The organism is Geomicrobium sp. JCM 19038 (assembly GCF_000698125.1).
Taxonomy (GTDB): domain Bacteria; phylum Bacillota; class Bacilli; order Bacillales; family Marinococcaceae; genus Geomicrobium_A.
In genome coordinates this window covers 40666-64743 of record NZ_BAXA01000008.1, presented here as the reverse complement: position 1 = coordinate 64743, position 24078 = coordinate 40666, and the positions used below count along the sequence as shown (strand labels likewise).

Here is a 24078-nt window from a genome sequence, read left to right as displayed (position 1 = left end):
GTGGTGGTTATGTTGCCTCTGGTGCATCAGGGAAAGACCGCTTACCATCTCCTGTATATCCAGAAGATGCACAACTACTCTCCTTAGAAGGGGCAGGGGAAGTCCAGACACCGATACAGTGTAGATCTTCAACGCTTTCAATTGGAGATCCAGTCATTTTCCGTCCTGTTAAAGCCGGTGAAATTTGTGAGCGCTTCACATCGATTGCACTCATTCGAAACAATCAGGTCGTCGGTCACGTTCCAACGTATCGAGGAGAGGGGATTTGTTTTCTATGACATCGTTCGTACGTACAAAAACAAACACGTTTTATAACTGGGCTCAAACGTTTCATAGTGTACCAACGGATTGGTATTACCCAGAGTCCGTTGCTGATGTCCAAGAGATTATTACCCAATCTCGCAACCAAAAACGAACAATCCGTGTCGTAGGTGCTGGTCATTCATTCACACCACTCGTTGCTACGTCTGATTGCCTAGTATCCCTTGATCGATTAACGGGGATTGTTTCTCTTGATGACAAAAACGAAACCGTGACCGTTCTAGCCGGCACGAAACTCTTTGACCTTTCTGAACGGTTAGCAGTTCATGGGTTCTCGTTAGAAAACTTAGGAGACATTAATGTACAAAGTGTCGCTGGTGCCATTGCCACAGGAACTCACGGAACAGGAATCACGTTTGGTTCAATCAGTACACAAGTTGAATCGCTCACAATTGTCAAAGCTGATGGTTCATTAAGCTCGTTACATCGACGAACAAACAAAGATGCATTCTATGGTGCGATTGTATCACTCGGAACGCTAGGCATCGTCGTGTCGGTTACACTTCGGGTCGTAAAACGTCCGATCTATCATTATGAAAGTGCTAAAGTACAATTTGCTGACTTGCAACGAGAGTTGTTTCAATGGGTTGAAGAACACCAACATTTTGAGTTCTTTCTCTTTCCTCATTCCGATACGGTTCACGTCAAAACGATGGACCCTTCTGATCACGGACCCGAGGACATAACGAAACATAAAACGACAAGCCTCGTCGTTGAAAACTATTTGTTACAATGCGTGTCTAGCGTCTGCAAAACATTCCCAAAGAGCAGTAAGTTTTTTAGTCGCCTCTCATCTATTGCGGTTTCAGAAACATCACTACACGCACCAAGTGATGAGTTATTTTCTACACCGAGAAACGTTCGATTCGTTGAAATGGAGTATGCGGTACCTCTCGAGAAATTACCACAGATCCTTGCTCACATTCGCACAGCGCTACACACGTCTAACTATCATGTTCATTTTCCAATTGAAGTACGTACGGTAAAGGCAGACCAATTGTGGCTCAGTCCGTCCTATGAACGTCCTTCTGCTTATATCGCTTTTCATATGTATTCTGGAACAAAATACCGCCCTTACTTTAAGGCGATGGAAACGATCATGGATACGTTTGAAGGGCGTCCCCATTGGGGAAAGCTACACACAAAATCAACGGAGCAATTAAGCGTTCTGTATCCGCGCTTTCAAGACTTTCTTCACCTTAGGGAGCAATTTGATCCTGATCAAATGTTTTTGAATAGTTATTTACGTGAACTGTTTTACCGCTAAAACTACGAGGTCCTTTCGTTCGTTGGGAAAGGACCTTACCTAATTAAAGAGAGAGAATTCTGTCATTTACGTGTTATACTCATATCACCCCTCTACACATCCACACATTTCTTTCATTCCTTATCCAATTAATTAAACACATTGAGGTGATTCGTATCGGACTTGATATGTACCTAGTCGTCGAACGACAAAAAAATAATCAACGTGTTCATGAAGAATTGATTTACTGGCGGAAAGCGAACCACATTCATCGTTGGTTTATTGAACACGTACAATCACATTGCGATGATTGCAAGGTATACCCTGTTAATCAAACACAACTGCGAGCATTAATGAATCAATGTGAACAAACGCTACTTCATTGCGATCAACCCGAACGCTACCTTCCTACCCTTTACGGGCCATTTTTCGGTTCAACTGACTACGATGACCTTTACTTTCTCGAAATCCTACGAACAAAAGAATTATTGCATGTGATTCTTACCGCTTTCTCATTCGATCAAGAACCACGAATCCTTTACTCCAGCAGTTGGTGATTCTCCTTATACTCGATGGCTTTTTGAATAAACGTTACGACTTCCTTCGTCATCGGATAAAACATGACTCCATCTGCCTCTTCACGAACAGCATCCCATGCATTTTCTAAAAATGAGTCATCGTTCCCAAACATGGTGTACACGTGCTCTATCCACCGTGTTGCAAGTTGTTGTGCCTTTGCAGAGTGTGGGGGCTCATTTACGTGTTTTTTCACATCTGCTATGAGCGCCAACCACTCCGCTCGCTGCTCGTTGTCCAAGTTCGCCGTTAACATATGTTGTTTTTGCTCTTCATTTAGGTAGCGATCTAATCGTTGTTTCAACTCTCGTTGATCTTGTTGAAATAACCTCATGACTTGAAACAGCAAAGCCCAGTTCATTTCTTCGTCTGTACGAATGGAATGATGCATACTCTCTAGCGCCTGTTCAACCCGTTGCAATTCTGCCTTTTGTTCACGCACGAGCTGAAGCTGCTTTTCTAATGAATTGTAAATCGATTCTGTCCCATCATCGATCATGAGCTTGATCTCATCTAATGAGAAACCGAGATATTTTAACGAGACAATTTGTTCAAGCCTTATAATTTGAGCCGCATCATAAAGCCGATGTCCCCCTTCGGTTCTAGAAGCAGGTGCAAGCAACCCAATTTGGTCGTAATAGCCGAGTGTACGTACGGTCACACCCGTTTTCTTTGACAGATTACCGATCGTTAACAATCCCATCTCTCCTCTTTTTCTGGTAGTATAGATGCACGCAAGTAATCAATCTCCAGAGTTTTTTAATAAAAATGCAAATGAAACGACCCATATGGTAATGCTATGATAGCAATAAAGGTTGTGTAGAGGGGCTTCTTCTATGAATCAATGGTACAAAATAGATAACGCTGGCAAGATGTTTCATGCTGTGTCCGAGCAAGCCAACTCTTCGGTCTTCCGGATTTCTATGATTATGACCAGCGACGTTAATGCCACACATTTGCAACGTGCACTTGATGACGTCATGAAACGCCTGCCAATGTTTGCGGTCAAGTTAGGTAAAGGGTTGTTTTGGGACTTCCTCGTTGAGAACGATCAGAAATTACTCGTTCAACGGGAAAAGAGATACCCATGTGCACCGATTGATCCGATTGAAACGAATGGATACTTACTTCGAGTGGTTTATTACAATAAACGACTTGCCGTCGAGTTCTTCCATTCAATGACGGACGGAACTGGAGCTTTAGAATTCATAAAAGCGCTCGTCTACTATTACTTGATTCATTCAGGAGAAACGGTAGAACATGATGGAACCCTTCTCGATATCGAAGATGAACCAAGTCATTATGAAATCGATGATAGTTATCAAAATTACGTCACGAAAGATAAAGGTAAAAAACCTAAGGAAACGCATGCTTATCAAATCCGCGGCGAGCACATTGAGGAGACTATTGTCGTTCACGGAAAGCTATGTGCAAGTGATGTTCATCAGCTCGCCAAATCCTACGGTACTACCGTTACGGCTTTCCTTACTGCCGTCATGATTCATGCCATCTACAAAGAAAAATTGAATTATCGATTTCGTAAAGAAGAAATCAAAATTGCCATTCCGGTCAATTTACGGAGCTTTTTCCCTTCAAAAACGTTGCGAAACTTTTTTGCAGTCGTCAATGTCGGAATGCGCGTACACGATCGAATGACAATTGAAGAAATCATCGAGGGCATCACTTCACAATTACAAAGCAAAGCACGCAAAGAATCGTTACAACAAAGTTTAAACCATCACGTTCAATGGCAAACGATGTTAGCTGCACGCTTTATCCCGATTTTCTTGAAGTATCATGCGATTCGTTATGGTTATAAAAGTTATGGAGAACGCACAAAATCGATGACATTAACGAACATTGGAAGAATTGAGCTTCCTAAAAGTATGCAAAAATACGTAGAACATATGGAAATGGTCATGTATCCAACGAGAAAAAGTCCGATAAACGGAGGAATGGTTGCCATCAAGGACGAACTCGTCATTTCATTTGCGCGCACCATTAAAGAAGCCGATCTTATTCGCGCCTTTTTTCAAGAATTAACACAAACGCACAACTTAAACGTTCACGTGTATTCCAACGATGGCAGGTGATTCGATGGAACATCATTGCTCCAATTGCAACATTTATACAACGCAACAAAGTTGCCCGCTTTGCAAACGACAGCTCTCGTCAGAGCATGAAGCAATACCAAGCTATCCCGTTTACGTATCGAACCTTGCCCGACGTAGTTTCGCACAACGAATTGTACTCTTTATCGCAATTTTTATTATTAGTACGTGCATTCTGATTAACTTATTAACCACACCTGATGAACTTTGGGTGTTTTACATTATCGGACCTGTCGTCTACGTTGTTCTACTGATCAATCATACGATTCTTTCTAGGGCGCACGTTGGTTCCAAATTAATCTTTCAAGTGATCGCTTTATCTGCCATGCTCGTCGTTTTAGACGCTGCATCAGGCAATTCCCGTTGGTCAATTCATTACGTTATTCCCTTTCTCGTTACGTTATCGACACTACTCGTTACTCTCGTCGTGTTAAGAAAGCCAATGAAGTGGCGCGAATACCTTGGCTATATGTTAACGATGGTCGTTTTAGGGTTTTTACCCGTCATACTGTTTGTCAGTTCATTGTCATACGTACTATGGCCAAGTGCGATGACCGGACTATATGCGCTACTTACATTGATCGGCATGGTCTTATTTGCAAACAAGTCTATGAAAAATGAAATCGTTCGTCGCTTTCATTTTTAGCAATTGTTATTTTTGTTTTTGGACGTGCATTCGAAATAACGCCATAACAACTTCGTGGACGGTCGCTTGTGTTCGAACATAGAGGAACCATGGAAGACTAGGTTCGTACTCTTGAATGGCAATGATGCACGTCTGATGATTGATGACTTGTCTAAATTCTATATAACCCTTGTTATGCTTTTTAGCGAATAGTCCTCCGCTAATGTGGAACACCATTCGACCGTTATCACTATGCTCTTCTGAGTGCATGAAACGTAGCACTGGAATACGAAACAAATAGATGGTCGTCTCTTTGTTTTTACTCGTCATTGTTCTTAAAAATGGGCTTCCGACCTCTTCTAACCAGTCGATGTATCGATTTGCAGCCCATGATGCATCGCGATGTTCTGGTAACTGAATTCGTTGAATTGAACACACATCGGATTTTTGATAGGTGATCGCCTGCTTCGCAATTTGCTTCTTCGTTGCTACATTAGACAAAGACATGTCAATCAATTGTGCTAACCGTATGGGTTGTGACAGCAGTGAATGAACAATGGTGCTGATGATTGGTTCTGGCGACGCACTTGCCGTGTTTGTCGTAACCCGAACCCACATCTTCTTAAGATGACGAGTGCTTTTCGAGCGCTTTTGTCTCTCTAGGTTCGTCTCAATCATAACTTCTTTATAAACGAGTTCTTTACGACTTGGATGCTTTCTCTTCTTTGCGCCAACGAGCCGTCCAAATTGTACAGTCGTCACATCAATTCCATACGACGTTAGCACATGCTCGATTTCTTGTCCTTGACGATCCCCACTGACGCAAACGATTTGATCAAGCCCATTTAACACAGCTGCCTGCGCTATGTTGTCAGCAAGCATTACATTTAAATCTTCATTCTCAGCTTGGATTAACCGAGCAGTCGGTCTCTCCCATTGATTTACGAACACAACAACATCAACGCCTTTTAATGCACGCTTCAGATCGGTTAAGGAAAACACATTCGTTTCACGCCATGTGATGCGTCCACCCTCTTCTTCGATTATGTTCCTCTCTGAAATGACAAGAACCTTTCCACTCTTATGTACACAATTCAACAGATTACAAATTGTTGCATCCGTTCCTCCGATGATTGCGACGGTTTTTTCTTTCATATTTCACACTCACAATCTTTCGCATCACTTTAACGATCATAAAGAAAAACCTGTTGAAAATTCTCCAACAGGCTTCTTACCATTAAGTTAAGCGTTCTTGTACGTCCATTTCCGCCATAATGTTTCCATCGGCCCTTGTTTAAATTTCTTCAAGTAAAGTGTACTAAATAGAATTTGCAAACCGAAAACTAAAACTGAAATAACAAGGCCAATAAAACTTCCTACTTGGTTGAATAACCCAAGACCGTAACCGTGGAAGATGAAAACGAAGATTAACGTTTGCATCAAGTAATTCGTAAGCGCCATGCGGCCCACTGCTGCAATTGGTTTTAACATTGCTTGACGTGATTCTTTTCTTAGCAATAACACAAATGCTGACACGAAGAACAGCATCAATATCGGACCTGTAAACATGCGAATTCCGGTACCTAACCCGTAACCGACACCTGGTGGGATCGGGAAGAAATCATGAATCAACGCAGTCGTTAAAACAGACAATAAAATCCCACTCCAAGCTGTGTGAATACAAATCTTCTTCCATTTCCCTACATGTTCTTCTACGTTATGGAACATTCCTGTCTTACCGAAATAAAGCCCGAGTAAAAAGAGTGGTAAGATCGTCGGAATGACCATAAATACGTTAAAGATCATAAGAAACGATTCAGGTAATCGATGAAGAAGAATTTCGAAATAATTCCCATTCGCCATCACTTCATTGGATTGTTCGCTCACGATTGATACTTACTAGACATTGCTTCCTTTCCAAGACCAAATAATAGCCCCATACCGGCAGTTAAGATTGCATAGAAAAAACTACTTATAGCAAGCATTAAAGTTGCCCAAAGCAATATCGTTTTCGGTTGTCTAGATATAAATAGCAACAGTAAGAACCCCGTAACACCGTAAGTAAATAAGATGTCACCGTGCCAGAACAAGAATTGGTGCAACAAACCGATTATAATCAAAAACGTTAGTCGTCTAGAAAACAGGCGATTTGCATTTAAGTCCTTTTCTAATGTTCTAGAATAAAAAATATAAAACCCTAAACCAAATAATAATGAGAACATCGGGTAGAATTTACCTTCTACAAAGAACGTAATAAACAATGAACTCAACGCGTCAAGCGTAGCTTCTGGTAACCCACGCCCTTCGATCATCGTCATCATATCTAAATCTGCTAGCGTTTTGAAATGCATCATATTCGCCATCGCAATCCCTAGAATCGCGATCCCTCGAATGATGTCTAGCGTATGTATCCGATCTTGCTCCGCAATACTTTGATGTTTCAACTCATCTCCTCCTCTGTATTTCTTTATTATACGTAATCCGAGTTTAAAAAAGCAGGTTTTAACAGAATTTTAAAAAAGGATTTCTTTAGTTCTTGTCGAAAAACGTCTTTAAGAACTCTTTGGCACACTAACGTAATCCATGGATATCGGTCAATAAAACGTGCAAACTAAACGTTCACTGAGAATTAAATAGAAGCAGAGAGGGAGGATCTTATGGACATTAAACAAGAAGAAGGTCGCCATTACATCGAAAGTAATGATGGTTCGTTACTCGCTGAAATCACTTATGTTTCAGCAGGCGATACGAGAGTAATCATTGACCATACGTTTGTAGCAGAAGAACAGCGTCAAGAGGGACTTGGCGCCAAACTCGTTTCCTCTGTTGTCTCTGATATGCGAGATAAAAATAAAAAAATCATCCCGCTATGCCCGTTTGCAAAAGCTGAGTTTGAGCGCAATAAAGATTATCAATCACTACTTGCCAATTAAACGAAACGAGGTGTGATCTGTGTCGATTATTCAATTGGATCATCGTTATGATGACATGTACCACAACCTTCGCGTTAAATCCTTGCAAACGAGTTTTGGTTCTAAAACATCCGATCCTGAGTCACTCGATGCTGCTGAATTAGATTTACGTAATTATAACCGCTACACACTAGGAGCGTTTCGTTCTCAGAAGTTGATTGGGTTCACGTCGCTTACAATCCAGCGTGACAATGAACTGCGTCGTCACCGGGCACTGCACCAAGCAGTGTATGTCACTCACCCGAATGAAGGACAAGGCTATGGCACAAAGCTCGTTCAAAGTGCAATTGATATTGCGAAAAGTCATCCTGCCATTGAACAAGTGCTCGTCTCGGTCAACACGAACCAGCCTCACACATTACGCTTTTACGAACGACTAGGCTTTACGATTTATGGAACTGAGCGGAATGCGATTAAAACCGTTGAAGGTCAATCATTTGATGAACACCTTCTCATGTTAACGCTGTAGCCGGGATGCAATGCATCTCGGTTTTATTGTTTTGGAAGAAACCGTTTCGTATATTCGACGATGGATGCATATGATACAAGTTCTCCTTCAGAATGAGCTTTCCCTAAAAACGACAAACCAATCGGCAATCCTGCTTTATTAAAACCAACAGGAATTGTGATTTCTGGATAACCAATGAAAGAACCTAAGTAACTTGCGCTAAATGGGTCGCGCTTTTCCTTTCGCTGATTTGCATGTTTATGATCAAACGTAAGCGTAGCTGGCGTCAACATCGTCGGAAACAGAAAAGCATCGACGCCTTGTTCAAATTGTTCATTCAACCGCTCTTGAATCTGCTGCTGCTTCAAGATAATCTCTTCATACTGAGAAGTGTTACGAAACGACTCCATCTTTACAACCCGTTGAAAGGCTTGAAGACGAGCAGGATTAATAGGTATCCCTTGCTGTTCATACTGTTCTATCAGGTGATTAATTGTTTTAGGGTGTGTGCCTTCTCGTTCATTTAAGTAGCTTTCCAGATCTCGTTTACTTTCAGCATCATGCTTATCGATTAACGAATTCCAGACGTTCTCTTCCCCTTTAGGTAGCGTATAGGAACCAACATCATGACCCTTTTCTCTAATCTTTTGCATTGCACCAAAAATTGTATCATCCACTTCTTCATTGTCACCAGAATAATTCGTAATAAAAGTAAATGTTTTTTTGGCAACGTTCTTTTGATATGCTAACTTCTCTTCCTTAATTACTGACATAAGCAGACTCAAATCATCAGTCGTTCGAGTAAAAAAACCGAGCGTATCAAAAGACAGAGCAGACGGCATCACACCCGTCATTTCAAACGATCCGTGTGTCGGTCGTAAACCGACCAAACCGGCATTGTTCGCAGGGCCACGCACTGAACCTGACGTATCTGTGCCAAGGCTAAATGGAGCAAAATCAAGAGCGACTGCAACAGCTGACCCACTACTTGACCCAGACGCATTATAATCGTCATGAAATGGATTTCTCGTTAACCCGCCTAATGAGATGTATCCTAGACGACCATAAGACGCTGCAAATTCCGATAAATTTGCTTTCGCTAGTACAATGGCACCAGCTTTTTTGAGTTGTTGGATGATCCACGCGTCATTTTTTGCTATAAGATTTTTCAATAAGGGCGACCCACCCGTTGTCGGCATACCTTTCACGTCGATATTATCTTTTACGATAAAAGGAATGCCATGCAAAACCGAACGCCGCCCTTGTTTTATACGTTCTTGATCAAGTTGAGCTGCCAAAGCCTTTGCCTCTTGGTTTACGAGGAGGATGGAATGGAAATGCTGATCATAAGTTTGAATGCGTTCAAGATAATACGTAACCAGCGCAGCACTCGTTACATCACCTTGAATTAGGATCGTAGCTAGTTGTCGTAATGTTTTTTGTTCTAGCATGTCTAGGACCACCCTCATCTTAATCCAATATTTGGCTAATAATCTCTCTTTTTGACAACCGACTCGCTAAACTATACCATTACTTAAAGAATACAAGTAAGAGTTGATGGAGGAAACCAGTGTTTTACTTTATAGCGATTATTCTATTGTTTATCGCCTCAAGCTTTTTCTCAGGAAGCGAAACGGCGCTCACCGCCGCCAATAAAATTAAGATTCAAGCCCGAGCTGATGCCGGTGACAAAAAGTCACAACGTTTATTGAAAACTGTTAAAAATACTGAAGAATTTATTGCAGGTATATTAATTGCGAACAACATCCCAAACATTATTTTGCCTTCACTCGTAACGATTGTGGCATTAGAATACGGATGGAACGTTGGTATTTCGACAGCTATACTCACCGTACTTATTATTATCTTTGCAGAGGTTCTTCCGAAATCGGTTGCAGCCGCCTATCCCGATCGTCTAGCGTATGTCGTCTATCCAATTACACGCATTATGCTTATCCTCTTAAAGCCTTTTACAATTTTCCTCAATGCCTTAACGAGAGTTGTCATAAAAATGCTCGGACGAGACGACGATAACCAAGCGAGCTTCTCAAAGGAAGAGATGCGTACGATGGTTGATATCGGTCATGACGAAGGAACATTTAAAAATGAAGAAATGCATCGCTTAAAAGGTATGCTCGACTTTGAGACATTAAACGTCGCAGATGTCATGCAAACCCCTCGAATTCACATTCAAGGGATTCCAGCAGATACGGATTTCGAAACAGCACGAAGTATACTGAACGAAAATCAATTCAGTCGCTACCCGATATACGATGGTGATTTGGACCACATCGTTGGTGTCTTTCATACGAAGTTTTTCGTTGGGTGGACACTTGAACCTGATAAGTTAATTAAAGACTTTTCAGACCTTAACCCTCTCTACGTCTATGAATTTCAACCGGTTCAATGGGTGTTCAAACAAATGCTACAAGAAAAGAAACACTTTGCCATCGTGCATGATGAGTATGGAGGAACTGAAGGAATCATTACTCATGAGGACTTAATTGAAACGATGATTGGACAAGATATTGAAGATGAGACAGATCTTGATGATAAACTGATCGGAAATCAAACCGAGCATGAAATCGTCTGTGACGGCAAAATTACACTGCGAAGATTAAACAATGCATTCAATACGAACATTCCAGAAGGTGAAGACAACTTAGCCGGTTTCATCTTGAACAAACTCGGCTACGTACCTGAAGTTGGTGAGTCTCTCTACCACGAAGAACTAACGTTTGAGATACTATCAATTGATGATAAACGAATTGAAACGGTCCTCATTACAAAAGACGATCTCGAAGATGACGAAGAACACTCCCAGTCATAACGATCTCCTGTAATGTAACCAATGGATGGGATCGCTCACAATGAGCGATCCCTTTTTTTATGTAAACAACCGGGATAGGGAGTGGTGCTAGAACTCTCGGGCGTCATTGACACAATAAAAGACGTCCTGCAAAACAAATGCTTTGCAGGTCGTCTTTTGTTATCTAGATTTGTGATAGCTGCTTTCTGCCTTTTGACGTACAGTGTCGAGGTTATCTCCTAGTCCTGCCATCATCACTGCAACGTAGCCCCCTTCAATTAACGGGGCATCCGTAATCGAAATCGTACGATCTGGATTCATTTCAATGAGCATTTCCGCATTCATTTTCGCGCTGCCGATGTCATAGAAGATGAGTACCTCGTCTTCTTGTGACAGCTCATCTAATGCTTGTTGCATTTGGTCAATGCTCGTTCCGATTTCGTCGTTCTCTAATCCACCGGTCGCTACAATTGTCACTTGATCATTTCCTTGTTGCAACAATCGCTTTGCCCCTATTGCTAGTTCACGAACGTGTGAAATGAGAAGAATCGATACTGATGACATTAGCTTTCACCCTTTTTCATCGTTTGTACGAGTGCATGAAAAAGATAATAACTTGAAACCGCTCCTGGATCGAGGTGCCCGACAGATCTTTCTTTAAGGAGCGCTCCACGCCCTCGTTTCGTTTCTAGTTGTTTCGTTTTGTTCATTCCGTCTTGTGCAGCTCGCTCTACTTCTGCCCAATCGATCCCTTTGGCTTGCACCACTTTCGCTACCGGGTCCCAAACGTCTAACAATGTCGCATCGCCAACAGAAGTTTTCCCACGCTGGGCAATACCTTCTGCTGCTTTTGTTAAACCTTCTGCCCACGTACCTTCTTCAGATTTGAAGGCAACACCAAGACGCATAAAACCTGTGCCAAATAACGGACCTGACGCGCCACCAACTTTGGACAATAACGTCATTCCAATTTTCTGCATGATGGTCGACAGGTTTTCTTGTTCCCAATTAGGAAATTCAGCAACGACCGCTTGAAAACCTCGAACCATGTTTACACCATGATCGCCATCACCGATCGTTTGATCGAGCTCTGACAATGTTTCTTCATTTTCTTTTATGAGTGAAAGCGTTGCTTCCATCCATTGCTTTACTTGATGACTGTTCACTGAGAAACCTCCGTCCATTGAATCGTTGTTGCGTTTGATTGTAATAATGAGAGAAGTTCATCATCGATGGCAAATAACGTTAATGATATGCCAGCCATGTCCAAGCTTGTCATGTAATCACCTACGAACGTTTTTTCTACATGAACATCTTTCTTTTTAAGAATCGCTAACGTGTCGTTCGCAAAGACGTATTGTTCGAGCAATGGCGTACTTCCCATCCCATTTATGAGAACATATAACGGCTTCGTTAGATCGATTTCTTTCTCAAGGTGTGACACGAGTAGCTGAGCGATTTCATACGACGGCAAAACGTCTTCACGACTCATCTTGTTCACCATGGATCCCAATGCCGACTTCCATTTGTGTTTCAGATAAAGAAAAACTCGGTTTCGAAGCTGACGGTAATGTACACGCTTGTAGCGCAACACTCATGCTTCGCAAGTTCGAGATGGCACGCTCTGCCAAATCTTTAACTTCTTGAAGCGATGCCAATTGCTCGGCTTTCGCTCCTGCAACTTTGTGGACCAACACAGTACCAGCAATGCCTCTTCGGTTCTCAACGTCATCAACAGCGATATCATCATTCACGACGACCATTGCCGTTTCAATGCCTTGCGCTTCTGCCATTTCCATTGCCATCTCGCGTTCATGACATCGCCGTTGTAATTTTTGATGATGAGTAGGACGCCACTCCCTTGATCTGCTGCTTGGATTGCAGCTAAGAATTGATCTGCGCCTGGTGAAGTGAACACTTCTCCTGCAATCGCTGCATCAAGCATTCCAGCCCCGACATAACCGGCATGTGCAGGTTCATGACCACTCCCCCACCACTAATCAGCCTACTTTATTCGGTGTCATCTCTTTTCGAACAATCACTTCGGTTCCGTCGAGACGTTCTACAAGATTTCCATGTGCTGCCACTAATCCATCTAGAAACTGGCTAACAATTTTAGTAGAATTATTCATGAGCTTTTTCACTTTATCGCCACCTCACAACGGTTTTGCTAAATTATCTCACTACTTTTTCATTACCTCAATTGAAACTTCTAAAACTTTAAAGAGAATTTTCCGAAACTATAAATGATGCCTTTTTAGGGGGAGAAACTATGAAAATTGCTACAGGAGTCGTAAAAAAGGCTGGCTACGAAACGGGGAAAAGCATTGTTGATGACGTCACCTTTGAGGTTCATGAAGGGGAACAAATCGGTGTTATTGGCCCTAATGGAGCGGGGAAAAGTACATCGATTAAAGCGATGATTGGCTTCTTAAAGCGAAAGAGGGAGCGATTTATTGGGAAGACGGACATTCACGATACGCGTATGTGCCTGAACAACCAATCTACTATAAAGAACTCACATTTTATGAACATATTACCGTTGCTTGTAGCTCCTTCGAGCTTGATGAAAAAAAGACAAGAGAATCAGCGGAACGTTATATTGAGCTTTTTGAAATGAGTGACGTGAAGCACCACTTTGTTGAGAGCTTTTCTAAAGGAATGCAACAAAAAGCGATGATCATTATTGCGTTAACCATTCGTCCTAACTTATACATCTTTGATGAACCATTTATTGGGCTCGATCCAAGAGCGACACGTGTCTTACTCGAAATCTTACAAGAAGAGCGTCAGCGAGGCGCCGGAGTTATTATGTCTACTCACGTTCTTGATACGGCAGAACGGGTGTGTGATCGCTTTATTCTCATCCATAAAGGGAGTGTTCTCGCTCATGGTGACTTACGTGTGATCCAAGAGACCGCAAACCTTCCTGAAGCGACGCTGTTTGATTGTTTTGATGCGTTAACGAGGTCGAAAGCGCATGACGCCTAAATCACTAGTAACCGAACGTATAAAAACCGAATGGCAAGAAAAAAAACAGCTGTGGAAGCTTGTCTATGATTGGACCGTCATCTTGTATATCTTTCTTCCTGGAGTAATCATCGGAGGATTCTTATATTACGATAACTTATTCGATCCTGTACCGTGGATGCGCACAATTCCTCCTGCGATTTTAGGATTCTTTATTTTCTTCTCAATTGTTCCTGGACAATTACGTTACTATTACCGGGAAGCCGATCAATTGTTTTTGCATCAACAAACGGATTGGATGCGCTCAATAAGACGACTAGGCTTAAATTTCTCACTCTTCCGAGATAGCTTAAGAATTGCGATTGTATTCTTTCTCGCATTACCCTTTTTTAATGGAGTTTATCAGCTTGATCTCATTGAACTTTTGCTCTTATATGTACTTACGGTATTGTTAAAACAAAACTTACGGATTGCAGAACGAAGAACGTTTTGAACTGTTTCGTCAACCGCTTCGATCCATTCTTTGGTACGGAGCACTTATCATCGTCATCTTTGGTTACATGACGTTGTTTCAATTCATTTCTACCCATACAATGGCGATTAGCCTGGTAGGATTACTTTTATTTATCATGTATGCGATCCTCAGACATGACCGTATCACACGGAGCAGTCACTTCTCATTACACGTCGCAAAAGAGAACGAAGCACGGTATATGGCACTCGATCAAGTAATGCGCATAGGTGGTCAAACGGAACCGAAGCCGTTGTTTGAACGAAAGAGACCGTGGGTTTTGTTTCGTCATTCTCAGTTTATCTTCCGATCAGAGGGAGCTTCAAAGAGACTTGCTGAAGTATCGATCAAACGGTTTTTACGCACGCCCCATCAACGGCGACTGTATATCGGGATGACGATGCTTCCTGCTAATGCGATGCTTCTCCTTCCGACAGGGCCTCGTATTGCCATTACGATCGGCGTATCACTATTGATGCTGTTTATGGTGCGTGGTTGTATTGCTCAGAGCTTAGAACATCGTTATTTATATCAATTCCGTTGGGATGAACTCGATGCTTTTAAAAGTGAAAAGCGCTCAACGTTTATTTTACTTATTCCGTTTGCTATGATTTTTTACGGTTACTTAGGGGGTTCATTCTTTGGACTTCTTGGAATTCTTCCTTTTAGTATAGGAGCGCTACTTACTTTGTTCGCTTTCACACGTTAAACCAGCGGGGGACTGTCCCCGCTGGTTTTGTTATTTGAGTATTGATTTGTAGATGGCTTCGATTTCTGCGAATTCCGTTTCTGTCTGAATGTGGTGAGAAAGGCCTGTTACTTTTGCAAAAACGATCACCGCTTCATCTTGCGTCTTTGAATATGTTCCTGTCTTTAACTGTTGTTGCATTTGTTTGGCTTGGCTGTATGCTTTTTGTCCACGCTGCGTGAGGATGTTTTGTTGGATGACATATGACCATGTGATGACCGCTATAATGATATACAGCACACCTGCACCAATAAACCAGTTGCTTTCAGCAAACATAAAGACAACACCACAACTTGCTAACAACAGTAAGAAGATCGTATGAAACACGGTATAGCCCGACTGCCTTCGAAAGTACCCGAGCCGAAGAATCGCTTCTTGATATGCTTTCCCTTCTTGTAACAACCGCTGTCTAAATTCACGCTTTACGCGGTCGTTATTGCGAAGCGATGCACCCTTAGTTTTCGGAGTAAACGATTCCCCATCCTTAAACCATAATGATGCAAATGGAATTTCGTACGACTCTAGTTGATCTTCTGCAACGAGATGGTACGTGTCACCGTCCTTTTGTACTGTTCCTTTCCTGCATAAATCAAACAACAATGCATCTTGAACCGTCGCTGAGAACAACGGCTTCCGCTGAACGACGAGTCCATAACTATACGGATTTGCGAGCGTACCTTCTTGAGCGTCCACATTCGGTGATTTACGCAACAAAATGAGCGTAACCATTAAATAAATAAGGTACGCAATTCCTGTGCCTAAGAGTAACCACCCGATTACTTCATTTGAAAATCCATCAGCCGCCGATTGTGCCCTGGTAATGCACACCCAGTAAGTAGCATTAACGAGCTGAGTAGTAATACAATTCCTCGCATGTCGGTTAATCTTCCTTTCTAACGATTCGCACGTGAGAAACTTAGCGTAGCGAGAACAATTAAAACTGCCGTAAAACCGATAATAAACAGCACTTCACCTAATGGTGTTACCGGTATTCCAAAAAAGTCTAAATCGAGTCCCATTTCTACGTACACTTCTCGACTTAATTGATCAACATCGATCATAATATGTTTCATTAAATCAACGCCATACGTAACTGGATTTAATGTGACGAGTACATCAATCCAAGCTGGCATATTATTGAGCGGGAACAATGCCCCCGATAAGAAAATCATCGGCATCACGATGGCATTCACTACGAGTTGGAACGCCTGTGTAGATGAAATAACACTGGCAATTAATAACCCAAGCGAAGCGAATGCACATGCAAGTAAGAACATCACCGGTAACAACACGAAGAAGGAAACAAGATCAATTGTAACTCCTAAAACCGGCATTAATAAAAACAACAATAACCCTTGCATAACTGCGACCGTAGCTGAACCTAACATTTTCCCAAGTGCAATACTCACTCTTGAAACTGGAGAAACGAGAATCTCCCGCATATAGCCAAAGTCACGATCTTGAATAATAGACAGTGACGAGAATACAGACGTCATTAAAAGCGTCATTGAAACGATACCAGGAAAAATAAACGCTACGTAGTTAAAATCTAAATCACCACCTGCAACGTTCTGCATTAACGATTCCATCGATCCGCCCATACCGACGCCAAACACAATCAATAACAAAATCGGCATCGTCATTGAGCCGAATAAGCGCGCACGATCTTTAAAAAACTTCATGACGTCTCGTTGCCAAATGGCAATCATGCCTTCCATCACGCTACCCCCTTAATCACGGATTTCTCTTCCTGTCATCGAAAGGAACACGTCATTTAATGTCGGTTTTCGAATATCCAGTCCTGTAACGGGGGTTTCTAATTGTTTCATAAACGTTGAAACAAACTCATCACTATTTTTGACTTTTAACGTAATCCCTTCTTCATGAAGTGTTGCTTCAATCACTGAGAACTTTTCATTGATTTCTTCTAATGCTGCTTGATTGTCTGTCGTTTGTAGCTCAATGACGTCACCGCCAAGTTGTGCTTTTAGACGTTTTGGCGTATCAAGAGCAATAATCTCTCCGTGGTCCATAATTGCAATTCTGTCACTAATTTCTGCTTCATCTAAGTAATGTGTCGTCAAGAACATTGTCATGTTCTCTTTTTCTTTCAGCTTCAAAATGTACTCCCAAATGTGCGCTCTCGTCTGAGGATCAAGTCCAACAGATGGTTCATCAAGAAACAATACTTTTGGGTAATGAAGAAGCCCACGAGCAATTTCTAAACGGCGCTTCATTCCTCCTGAGAATTTCTCCACTGTTTGATTGAGGTTGTCGGTTAAATCAACGATGGCTAGCACTTCATCAATCCGCGCTTTTCGTGATTTCTTCGGTACCCGATACAGTTTGCAATGCAGCATTAAGTTCTCTTTTGCCGTTAACTTCTCATCTAACGTGTTCTCTTGAAAAATAATGCCAATGCTCTCGCGCACTTTATTCTTTTCTTTTGTCACATCGTAGCCGTTAATTTTCACTTCTCCACTCGTTAGTTTTAACATTGTTGAGAGGATATTGATCGTCGTGCTTTTCCCAGCCCCATTTGGTCCAAGAAACCCGAAGATCTCTCCTTCCTCTACTGTGAAACTACTTCCTTTAACGGCTTCAAGTGACTTAAATGACTTACGAAGTTCTTTCACTTCAATCATGCTGATCAATCCTTTCGTTGAAACCAATCCGCACGCTCGTCCATATGAACAAAAGGAAGATCGGTATCTACAACTCCTTCAAGCTTTGCAAGATTAAGGTCATTTCCTTCCAACCAATCTTGAAAATCAAACGAATACGGTTTTTGATTCCCACCAATTCCGATGCTTGCTCTCATTTTCTCTGGCTCATACAGTGACGTGTGGATGGTTCCTGACCAACTCGTATACTTGAGTGAGAATACATCTTCTTCTGGGTTATTTAAGAGCTTATACGCTTCTTCTGCCGAGGTTACACCTGAGTTTTTCATGAGTTCCAGTCGGCGCATGGAGTCGTCCAAGTTGAAGCGATTTTCTTTCGTTTGAATCTCGAAATGATTCGTACATGCGTCCGCTGCCCTTGCATTCACACCACGAGGAGAGCTCTCTACAACGACCATGCCATCGGTTTGGTCATAGACGATGTAACTAAATGAATGGCGATGTGGAATTTCTTTTAATAGCTCAACAGCTTCTGTCACGTCCGCGCACGTCTCAAGCATTAGCCTGCCAATCATTGTGCAAATGAACCCATCTTCAGGCTTTCGCCGATTCGTCAAGTTGTACCCAATCGCCAACCCTTGTTCATTTAAACCGTCCATTCGACCGGTAATTCGTTGACTAGGTCCAATCGTTGCGTATCCTTTATCGTTTGGCGCAAATAGCACATATCTTCCATCATACGTTTTCGGATGATAATCGTAATTACGTACAAGGTACCCTTCGCCTGACATGACCGAACAACCAGAGCGGTCTCCGTTCACACGGAAGCCCCCAAACTCTTGCAACACTTTATCAATTGACCATTGAAGTGAATCTTGTAATCCTCGTAATTCTTCCCAGATTTGCGGTGCAAGTTGTTGAAACATCGCCTTGGCTTCATCTACATCGATTTGAAAACGAGGCTGGCGAACTTCCATTGATTCTCGCGATTTTTCAATGTTAACGATTCTTTCAAGCGCTCACCTTGCATTACGCCGAAGTCATAATGGTTCCCTCGAAATTGAATGACATCACTGTATACACGCTTCATTTATATAGCTCCTCTTTACACAACATCTTGTCTCTTTTGAATGGCAATCCCACCAATTGAAAGTGCCAAAAAGACAATTACACCTACAATAAACGTAATGATTGAGATAAATAAAGGCACTACCCCTACAACATCTTCTAAGAACATACTTGTAATGGCTGTCACAAACGTCATACTCATAACGGCTAAGAAAAAGACGACAAACAAGACAATCCATCTCAGAATGCCTTGAGGCATCGTTTTCGACACAGAAACCATGAGTGTAGAAACAATCATAATCATGACAAAGGTAGATACTAAGTAAAACACATACGACCCATCAATGGTTACTCCTATAATTAGTCTTGCCACATTTTCGAAGACTAGCCAGAGCGAACCATAGAAGGTCAATGATAAAACTCTAGCATAAAAGATTTCCGATCGACGTAGCGGCAACGAGTACATAAACCGATTCACACGGTTCTTCTCTTCCGTTTGAATGAGGGCAATGACCATCACATACACGATGATTAACGGACTGACCGTATTGTTAACGACACTAAAAAAACCTAGAACGAACGGAATAATAATAATTAATGGTAACCCTGATCTCATCAACCACACTTCTAGCTTAAAGACGCTAATCAATCGAGCTCACCACCTAAGTAGTAATCATGCAGATCTTCGAGGCTAATCACTTCGTCATTGCCTTTTTCTGTCGGTATGATGCGTCCATTCTCATCTTTAGAAAAGCCTTCTTTTAATTCTTCAACTCGACCGTGAGCAAGAACGACTCCTTCATCCATTAACCAAACCGTCTCCGCAAGCTCTTCCATGTCAGAAAGAATATGCGAAGAAAAAATGATCGTCGTTCCTTCTGATTGAGCTTCTTTTAACAACCGCACCATTTGTCGTCGAGATTTCGTATCGAGTCCAGCAGTCGGCTCATCCAAAAGAATTAACTTCGGTCGATGAGCAAGCGCCATTGCAAAGCCTGCTTTCATTTTCATACCTCTCGACAATTTCTTTATCTTTTTATTCGGATCAACATTGTAGAGCGCTAACATGTCAAGATAACGGTGTTGGTCCCAATGGTTATATTGCTCGTTTAAGAATTTACCGAGGCGTTTGAGTTTCATATCGTCATACATTAACAAGTCGTCAAAAACGAAGCCGATCTCTTTCTTCCAAACACCCACTTCATCAATGTGTACCCCATCATGATAACGTCTGATTTCCCCTTCGCTTGTCGTAATGAGACCGAGTACAAGTTGCATCATTGTAGATTTACCTGCCCCGTTATTCCCAATGACTCCGAGGATTTCTCCTTGTTTAATCGATACGTCAGGAAGTGTGAGCGTAAAATCACCCCGACTTTTTCTCACTGATACAAATTCCAGATGAGTGGTCATTTGTATACCTCACTTTCGATTTTCTTCCTCTATTGAACCGTAAACTGCATTGACAAACAAGCGGAAAGGTTTATGATCAGAAGATTGGGGGATATGATAAACAATACCAATACATAAGAGAGAGGTTCTTTAATGAAAAAAAGCTATGCACTACTTACAGCAGGAATGGCGATTGCACTCGTAAGCGCATGTGGTGACAATGAAGGAAGCGAAACAACAGAAAACACTGAAACAGAAACGAGTAGCGAAGAGCTTCTGATCGGATTTAATAACTATGCAGAAAGTATTGCGAAGGCCGAGTTGTTTGACCGCTTACTTACTGAGAAAGGCTACGACGTTTCGACTTCGCAAGTAGAGAAAGCTTTTTTATTCTCTGGACTCGAAAATGACGAGATCGACCTCGGGATTTCTGCTTGGTTACCATTTACGGATCAACAATTCTTAAGTTCGATTCCGACAACATCGACACGCACGAAGAAGGGTTGCTTTATGAAGGTACCGAGATGGGGCTTGTTGTTCCGGAGTACATGACAGACATACATACCATCGAAGATTTGAACAACTACGTTGAAGAGTTAAATGGACAAATTATCGGCATTGACCCTGGTGCATCGCTCTCAACAATTACAGAAGAAGAAGTGCTCGACCACTACGGTCTTGATGATTTTACACTTCAAACATCTGCAGAACAATCGATGATTACAGCACTTGATACAGCATACAACAACGAAGAACCAATTGTCGTAACATTATGGAGCCCTCATTGGACGTTCGGTGAATACGATCTGAAATATTTAGATGACCCTGATCAAGTGTATGGCGAAGGCGATGATATTTACTATATGACGCGTCCTGGATTAGATTCAGAAATGCCTGAGCTGATTGAATTCCTCAACCAAATTCACTTTACAGATGAACAACTCTCTGACTTACTCGTCCTCCAGAGTGAACTAGGTAACGAATCAGCTGCCGTTGATCAATGGATGGAAGATTATGCGGATGTTGTTGATGAGTGGATGGATACAGAATTATAACAGCACAAACGCTTGTTACGATGATCGTAGCAAGCGTTTGTTTATGTTACCTTTCCAACTGCTAAAAAAGTTAAAAGAGTTGGGTATGTTATACTTAATTTCAGGGGGAGAGACTACATATGAAAAAATTTCACGTATTAACAGCTTCGACTCTAGCAATCATGTTACTTGCAGCATGTGGAGACGAATCAGTAGACCAAGAAGAAAATGAAAACGCTTCGAACGAAGAAGCTACTGATGAGAGTGCTAGTGGTGACATTTCAATCGGCTTTAGCAATTATGCAGAAAGCACTGTTATTTCCGCACTTTGGGGAATTCTCCTTGAAGAGCAAGGATATGATGTAACCTTAAATCAAGTTGAAAAAGCCTTCTTGTTTTCAGGTGTTGAGAATGGTGAACTTGATCTCGGTTTTGCTCCGTGGTTGCCTTTTACAGACCAAGCTTACGTCCAACTTGACTCAGAAGTCATTGATGTTCAAGAAGACGGAGTGCTCTACGAAGGAACTGAGATGGGACTTGTTGTCCCTGAATATATGGAAGACTTGAATACCATTGAAGATTTGCAAGATTACGTTGACGAGCTTGAAGGGACAATTACTGGCATCGACGGTGGCGCTTCCCTTACACAAATTACCGAAGAAGAAGTGATGGACCATTACGGGCTCGATGACTTTGAACTTCTCACCTCATCTGAGCAAGCGATGGTGTCCGCTCTAGATACGGCATACAACAATGAAGAGCCGATTGTTGTCACCTTGTGGAGTCCACACTGGACATTCGGAGAGTATGACTTGAAATACCTTGAAGACCCAGATATCGCTTACGGTGAAGACGATGACATCTACTATATCGCTCGTAACGGACTACAAGACGAGCAGCCAGAACTGATTGATTGGATCAATAAAAGCTACTTTGACGACGATCAATTATCTGAGCTACTGCTCTATCAAAGTGAAGAAGAAAATGACGAGGCAGCTGCTAAACGTTGGATTGAAAACAACCAAGACTATGTTGATAGCTGGTTCGAGTAAGTAGACAGTACCCCCACTCAAAAGGAGTGGGGGTTTTTCTTTAAAAATAAACTTGTAAATCAAGTAGTTTATTCTTACTAGATCATTTGCGAATAAGCCTTTGTCGTTAACTGTCGCTGAATAATTCTGAAAGGAGCTTTTCTCTATTATCTAAAAATGCTTTTGTAATTTGATAATGCTCGGTCTCTTCATACCCAATCTTAGAAATATGATTGTCATCAAATGATAGAATATCTGCATCAGGATACCCTAATAAAATTGGTGAATGTGTAGAGATAATGAATTGTGAATTGCCCTTTGCAACCAAGTCATGCATGATTCTTAAAAAGGATAGTTGCCTTGTCGGTGATAAAGCTGCCTCTGGCTCATCCAACAGATAAATGGCTTTCCCTTTAAACCGATGGAGAAATAAAGATATAAAAGACTCTCCGTGGGATTGATAGTGAAGCGAACGTCCGCCATAATCTCTAAAGCCGACTTCATCTACCTCATCAATGTGAGAAGCAAAATGATAAAAGGATTCTGCACGAAGAAAAAAGCCGTTTGTCACCTTAGGCAACCACGAAAGTCTGATGTAGTCCCCTAATACAGCTTTTGAAGCATGAACCTCATAGTTATTGTTACGCCCACCGCCAGCCGTATTAAATTCACATACGTCCGCTATTGCCTCTAACAATGTAGACTTCCCTGAACCATTTTCCCCTACAAAAAAAGTTATATTTTTCTCTATATTTAACTCGTGCAGATTTTTGATGACTGGTATTGAAAAAGGAAATTCATTAAACGAAGAAATGTTTGTCCGTAATAAGCTGATTTTCTTTAAGAACATGTAGGATCACCTATTGAAAGAGTATCATCCCTAACGATTAGTGTGAAATTCAATCGCAATCGCGGGAAACAAATCTACAAACATTGAAACGATTATATGCATTCAACTAGTCACTTGTTTTTAGTGCTCTCTTACGTTTAGAGAAAATAACAACAACAATACTGCATAAATTGATTAGAAATAACATTATGTTATAAGTACTAGTTGCACCTTCCAGTAAATATGTGCCGTACCTTAGACTGTTCAATGCTAAAACGATTAATTTATGTCAGTCCCCTTTAAGCCCCAGCATACGGTCACTCACAACCTCTTCCTCAACATAATCATGACATCGCCCGATTCATTTGTATGTGTTCCTGTAATACAAAACCCTGATCGAATGTTAAGAAGTAGCATGTCGCGCCATCGGTTCATCGTTTTCGTTTCAACGTGTGTAAACCCTCGCTTCTTTAATTCACGGTGTTGTGCCAAAAGCAATTGTTCTCCAATTCCCTCTTTTCGTCTCTCTGGATGAACACCGCCTAACCAACTATAAAACGTAGACTCATTTTGAGCGTATCCAAGCTTATATCCAATAAGCTCTTCTTTGTCCCAAGCCATCGTTGCAACAATCTCTGGTTTGAAGCGAAACTTCTCTACGACATGATCACTGTCAAAAATTCGTTTATGTAATCCGTTTAGTTTTTCATGATTAATCTGTATACTCGTGACAATGTTCATCGCGTTATCCTCCCTAGTTCGT

The 24078-nt window shown here is 41.6% G+C and carries 27 protein-coding genes and 3 pseudogenes; 12 read left to right on the top strand and 18 right to left on the bottom strand.

Going from position 1 to position 24078, the window contains the following annotated elements; all coding sequences use genetic code 11:
- Window positions 1–7 precede the first annotated feature (7 nt).
- On the bottom strand, window positions 8–199 hold the full coding sequence (locus tag JCM19038_RS23670) for a hypothetical protein (protein WP_238554393.1): 192 nt from the start codon (window positions 197–199) through the stop codon (window positions 8–10).
- A 75-nt stretch (window positions 200–274) separates the two neighbouring features.
- On the opposite strand from JCM19038_RS23670, the gene JCM19038_RS11430 reads away from it, so the two are divergent.
- Window positions 275–1588: a D-arabinono-1,4-lactone oxidase gene (locus tag JCM19038_RS11430; protein ID WP_042418003.1), complete on the top strand. Its 1314-nt coding sequence runs from the start codon at window positions 275–277 to the stop codon at window positions 1586–1588.
- 517 nt (window positions 1589–2105) lie between these two features.
- Here the strand turns inward: JCM19038_RS11430 and JCM19038_RS11420 are convergent.
- Entirely contained in the window at window positions 2106–2840 is a 735-nt protein-coding gene (locus tag JCM19038_RS11420; protein WP_042417994.1) for a MerR family transcriptional regulator, read from the bottom strand.
- Between the two features lie 139 nt (window positions 2841–2979).
- Between JCM19038_RS11420 and JCM19038_RS11415 the strand changes: the two genes are divergently transcribed.
- Together JCM19038_RS11415 and JCM19038_RS11410 are read left to right on the top strand one after the other, a co-directional pair.
- Entirely contained in the window at window positions 2980–4236 is a 1257-nt protein-coding gene (locus JCM19038_RS11415) for an alcohol acetyltransferase (protein WP_042417991.1), read from the top strand.
- Window positions 4237–4240: 4 nt separating this feature from the next.
- Window positions 4241–4900: a DUF6320 domain-containing protein gene (locus tag JCM19038_RS11410; RefSeq protein ID WP_042360614.1), complete on the top strand. Its 660-nt coding sequence runs from the start codon at window positions 4241–4243 to the stop codon at window positions 4898–4900.
- A gap of 6 nt (window positions 4901–4906) precedes the next feature.
- Here JCM19038_RS11410 and JCM19038_RS11405 read toward each other — a convergent pair whose 3' ends face one another.
- From JCM19038_RS11405 to JCM19038_RS11395, 3 genes are all read right to left on the bottom strand, one after another.
- Entirely contained in the window at window positions 4907–6034 is a 1128-nt protein-coding gene (locus JCM19038_RS11405; protein ID WP_042417989.1) for a hypothetical protein, read from the bottom strand.
- 87 nt (window positions 6035–6121) lie between these two features.
- Window positions 6122–6766 (bottom strand): DUF418 domain-containing protein, encoded by a 645-nt coding sequence (locus JCM19038_RS11400; RefSeq protein WP_042417987.1) that lies wholly within the window; start codon window positions 6764–6766, stop codon window positions 6122–6124.
- On the bottom strand, window positions 6763–7323 hold the full coding sequence (locus JCM19038_RS11395; protein ID WP_052361525.1) for a DUF418 domain-containing protein: 561 nt from the start codon (window positions 7321–7323) through the stop codon (window positions 6763–6765). Before JCM19038_RS11395 ends, JCM19038_RS11400 begins: the two co-directional genes overlap by 4 nt.
- Before the next feature lie 213 nt (window positions 7324–7536).
- Here JCM19038_RS11395 and JCM19038_RS11390 point away from each other — a divergent pair, with 213 nt between their 5' ends.
- Window positions 7537–7812: a GNAT family N-acetyltransferase gene (locus tag JCM19038_RS11390; RefSeq protein ID WP_042417984.1), complete on the top strand. Its 276-nt coding sequence runs from the start codon at window positions 7537–7539 to the stop codon at window positions 7810–7812.
- A gap of 19 nt (window positions 7813–7831) precedes the next feature.
- The gene (locus tag JCM19038_RS11385; protein WP_042417982.1) at window positions 7832–8320 is read left to right on the top strand and encodes a GNAT family N-acetyltransferase; all 489 of its coding nucleotides are present in this window, start codon (window positions 7832–7834) and stop codon (window positions 8318–8320) included.
- Between the two features lie 23 nt (window positions 8321–8343).
- Here JCM19038_RS11385 and JCM19038_RS11380 read toward each other — a convergent pair whose 3' ends face one another.
- The gene (locus JCM19038_RS11380) at window positions 8344–9750 is read right to left on the bottom strand and encodes an amidase (protein ID WP_052361522.1); all 1407 of its coding nucleotides are present in this window, start codon (window positions 9748–9750) and stop codon (window positions 8344–8346) included.
- Between the two features lie 119 nt (window positions 9751–9869).
- Here JCM19038_RS11380 and JCM19038_RS11375 point away from each other — a divergent pair, with 119 nt between their 5' ends.
- Window positions 9870–11129 carry a hemolysin family protein gene (locus JCM19038_RS11375; RefSeq protein ID WP_042417979.1) on the top strand — a complete coding sequence of 420 codons (1260 nt, stop codon included), beginning with the start codon at window positions 9870–9872 and terminating at the stop codon, window positions 11127–11129.
- A 159-nt stretch (window positions 11130–11288) separates the two neighbouring features.
- Here the strand turns inward: JCM19038_RS11375 and dhaM are convergent, their stop codons facing one another.
- From dhaM to dhaK, 3 genes and pseudogenes are all read right to left on the bottom strand, one after another.
- On the bottom strand, window positions 11289–11672 hold the full coding sequence (gene dhaM / locus JCM19038_RS11370; protein ID WP_042417977.1) for a dihydroxyacetone kinase phosphoryl donor subunit DhaM: 384 nt from the start codon (window positions 11670–11672) through the stop codon (window positions 11289–11291).
- Window positions 11672–12274: a dihydroxyacetone kinase subunit DhaL gene (dhaL, locus tag JCM19038_RS11365; RefSeq protein ID WP_052361521.1), complete on the bottom strand. Its 603-nt coding sequence runs from the start codon at window positions 12272–12274 to the stop codon at window positions 11672–11674. Before dhaL ends, dhaM begins: the two co-directional genes overlap by 1 nt.
- Window positions 12271–13252, bottom strand: a pseudogene (dhaK, locus tag JCM19038_RS11360) (dihydroxyacetone kinase subunit DhaK). Before dhaK ends, dhaL begins: the two are co-directional and overlap by 4 nt.
- A gap of 128 nt (window positions 13253–13380) precedes the next feature.
- Here dhaK and JCM19038_RS25495 point away from each other — a divergent pair.
- The 4 genes and pseudogenes from JCM19038_RS25495 to JCM19038_RS24445 all read left to right on the top strand — a co-directional run.
- Window positions 13381–13781 (top strand): annotated as a pseudogene (locus tag JCM19038_RS25495) (ATP-binding cassette domain-containing protein); the annotation flags it as partial.
- Window positions 13770–14099, top strand: coding sequence for an AAA family ATPase (locus tag JCM19038_RS25490; RefSeq protein ID WP_373902907.1), 330 nt, complete (start codon window positions 13770–13772; stop codon window positions 14097–14099). The pseudogene JCM19038_RS25495 and the gene JCM19038_RS25490, both read left to right, overlap by 12 nt.
- Window positions 14089–14571 carry an ABC transporter permease gene (locus JCM19038_RS24450; protein ID WP_042417970.1) on the top strand — a complete coding sequence of 161 codons (483 nt, stop codon included), beginning with the start codon at window positions 14089–14091 and terminating at the stop codon, window positions 14569–14571. Before JCM19038_RS25490 ends, JCM19038_RS24450 begins: the two co-directional genes overlap by 11 nt.
- Window positions 14549–15298, top strand: a complete 750-nt coding sequence (locus tag JCM19038_RS24445; RefSeq protein WP_042417967.1) for an ABC transporter permease — start codon at window positions 14549–14551, stop codon at window positions 15296–15298. The genes JCM19038_RS24450 and JCM19038_RS24445 overlap by 23 nt, the downstream gene beginning before the upstream one ends.
- 30 nt (window positions 15299–15328) lie before the next feature.
- Here the strand turns inward: JCM19038_RS24445 and JCM19038_RS11340 are convergent, their stop codons facing one another.
- The 7 genes from JCM19038_RS11340 to JCM19038_RS11315 all read right to left on the bottom strand — a co-directional run bounded on the left by JCM19038_RS11340 (window position 15329) and on the right by JCM19038_RS11315 (window position 20442).
- Complete coding sequence (locus tag JCM19038_RS11340; RefSeq protein WP_042417964.1) at window positions 15329–16165, bottom strand: DUF2207 domain-containing protein; 837 nt, start codon at window positions 16163–16165, stop codon at window positions 15329–15331.
- Window positions 16166–16230: 65 nt separating this feature from the next.
- Window positions 16231–17055: an ABC transporter permease gene (locus JCM19038_RS11335; RefSeq protein ID WP_042417962.1), complete on the bottom strand. Its 825-nt coding sequence runs from the start codon at window positions 17053–17055 to the stop codon at window positions 16231–16233.
- 12 nt (window positions 17056–17067) lie between these two features.
- Window positions 17068–17982 (bottom strand): daunorubicin resistance protein DrrA family ABC transporter ATP-binding protein, encoded by a 915-nt coding sequence (locus tag JCM19038_RS11330; RefSeq protein ID WP_042418264.1) that lies wholly within the window; start codon window positions 17980–17982, stop codon window positions 17068–17070.
- A gap of 5 nt (window positions 17983–17987) precedes the next feature.
- Window positions 17988–18938, bottom strand: coding sequence for a C45 family peptidase (locus JCM19038_RS11325; RefSeq protein WP_307190013.1), 951 nt, complete (start codon window positions 18936–18938; stop codon window positions 17988–17990).
- Window positions 18902–19051, bottom strand: coding sequence for a hypothetical protein (locus tag JCM19038_RS25040; RefSeq protein ID WP_307190012.1), 150 nt, complete (start codon window positions 19049–19051; stop codon window positions 18902–18904). Before JCM19038_RS25040 ends, JCM19038_RS11325 begins: the two co-directional genes overlap by 37 nt.
- A gap of 15 nt (window positions 19052–19066) precedes the next feature.
- Window positions 19067–19678: a hypothetical protein gene (locus JCM19038_RS11320; RefSeq protein WP_042417959.1), complete on the bottom strand. Its 612-nt coding sequence runs from the start codon at window positions 19676–19678 to the stop codon at window positions 19067–19069.
- Complete coding sequence (locus tag JCM19038_RS11315; RefSeq protein WP_042417956.1) at window positions 19675–20442, bottom strand: ABC transporter ATP-binding protein; 768 nt, start codon at window positions 20440–20442, stop codon at window positions 19675–19677. Before JCM19038_RS11315 ends, JCM19038_RS11320 begins: the two co-directional genes overlap by 4 nt.
- 132 nt (window positions 20443–20574) lie before the next feature.
- Between JCM19038_RS11315 and JCM19038_RS25485 the strand changes: the two are divergent.
- Together JCM19038_RS25485 and JCM19038_RS11305 are read left to right on the top strand one after the other, a co-directional pair.
- Window positions 20575–21476, top strand: a pseudogene (locus tag JCM19038_RS25485) (glycine betaine ABC transporter substrate-binding protein).
- Between the two features lie 119 nt (window positions 21477–21595).
- Window positions 21596–22507, top strand: coding sequence for a glycine betaine ABC transporter substrate-binding protein (locus tag JCM19038_RS11305; protein ID WP_042417953.1), 912 nt, complete (start codon window positions 21596–21598; stop codon window positions 22505–22507).
- A 106-nt stretch (window positions 22508–22613) separates the two neighbouring features.
- Here JCM19038_RS11305 and JCM19038_RS11300 read toward each other — a convergent pair whose 3' ends face one another.
- A complete protein-coding gene (locus tag JCM19038_RS11300; protein WP_042417950.1) occupies window positions 22614–23336 on the bottom strand; it encodes an AAA family ATPase in 723 nt (240 codons plus the stop codon).
- Window positions 23337–23636: 300 nt separating this feature from the next.
- The gene (locus JCM19038_RS11295; protein ID WP_042417948.1) at window positions 23637–24056 is read right to left on the bottom strand and encodes a GNAT family N-acetyltransferase; all 420 of its coding nucleotides are present in this window, start codon (window positions 24054–24056) and stop codon (window positions 23637–23639) included.
- Window positions 24057–24078: the final 22 nt, after the last annotated feature.

What these genes read in the sequence shown, in the direction of transcription:
- JCM19038_RS11330 (WP_042418264.1), bottom strand. Translation starts at nt 17,982, where the DNA reads ATGATTGAAGTGAAAGAACTTCGTAAGTCATTTAAGTCACTTGAAGCC.
- JCM19038_RS11335 (WP_042417962.1), bottom strand. Translation starts at nt 17,055, where the DNA reads ATGGAAGGCATGATTGCCATTTGGCAACGAGACGTCATGAAGTTTTTT.
- JCM19038_RS24450 (WP_042417970.1), top strand. Translation starts at nt 14,089, where the DNA reads ATGACGCCTAAATCACTAGTAACCGAACGTATAAAAACCGAATGGCAA.
- JCM19038_RS11415 (WP_042417991.1), top strand. Translation starts at nt 2,980, where the DNA reads ATGAATCAATGGTACAAAATAGATAACGCTGGCAAGATGTTTCATGCT.
- JCM19038_RS11405 (WP_042417989.1), bottom strand. Translation starts at nt 6,034, where the DNA reads ATGAAAGAAAAAACCGTCGCAATCATCGGAGGAACGGATGCAACAATT.
- JCM19038_RS11410 (WP_042360614.1), top strand. Translation starts at nt 4,241, where the DNA reads ATGGAACATCATTGCTCCAATTGCAACATTTATACAACGCAACAAAGT.
- JCM19038_RS11305 (WP_042417953.1), top strand. Translation starts at nt 21,596, where the DNA reads ATGAAAAAATTTCACGTATTAACAGCTTCGACTCTAGCAATCATGTTA.
- dhaM (WP_042417977.1), bottom strand. Translation starts at nt 11,672, where the DNA reads ATGTCATCAGTATCGATTCTTCTCATTTCACACGTTCGTGAACTAGCA.
- JCM19038_RS11300 (WP_042417950.1), bottom strand. Translation starts at nt 23,336, where the DNA reads ATGTTCTTAAAGAAAATCAGCTTATTACGGACAAACATTTCTTCGTTT.
- JCM19038_RS11390 (WP_042417984.1), top strand. Translation starts at nt 7,537, where the DNA reads ATGGACATTAAACAAGAAGAAGGTCGCCATTACATCGAAAGTAATGAT.
- JCM19038_RS11295 (WP_042417948.1), bottom strand. Translation starts at nt 24,056, where the DNA reads ATGAACATTGTCACGAGTATACAGATTAATCATGAAAAACTAAACGGA.
- JCM19038_RS11315 (WP_042417956.1), bottom strand. Translation starts at nt 20,442, where the DNA reads ATGACCACTCATCTGGAATTTGTATCAGTGAGAAAAAGTCGGGGTGAT.
- JCM19038_RS11430 (WP_042418003.1), top strand. Translation starts at nt 275, where the DNA reads ATGACATCGTTCGTACGTACAAAAACAAACACGTTTTATAACTGGGCT.
- JCM19038_RS25490 (WP_373902907.1), top strand. Translation starts at nt 13,770, where the DNA reads ATGCAACAAAAAGCGATGATCATTATTGCGTTAACCATTCGTCCTAAC.
- JCM19038_RS11380 (WP_052361522.1), bottom strand. Translation starts at nt 9,750, where the DNA reads ATGCTAGAACAAAAAACATTACGACAACTAGCTACGATCCTAATTCAA.
- JCM19038_RS25040 (WP_307190012.1), bottom strand. Translation starts at nt 19,051, where the DNA reads ATGAAGCGTGTATACAGTGATGTCATTCAATTTCGAGGGAACCATTAT.
- JCM19038_RS11325 (WP_307190013.1), bottom strand. Translation starts at nt 18,938, where the DNA reads ATGGAAGTTCGCCAGCCTCGTTTTCAAATCGATGTAGATGAAGCCAAG.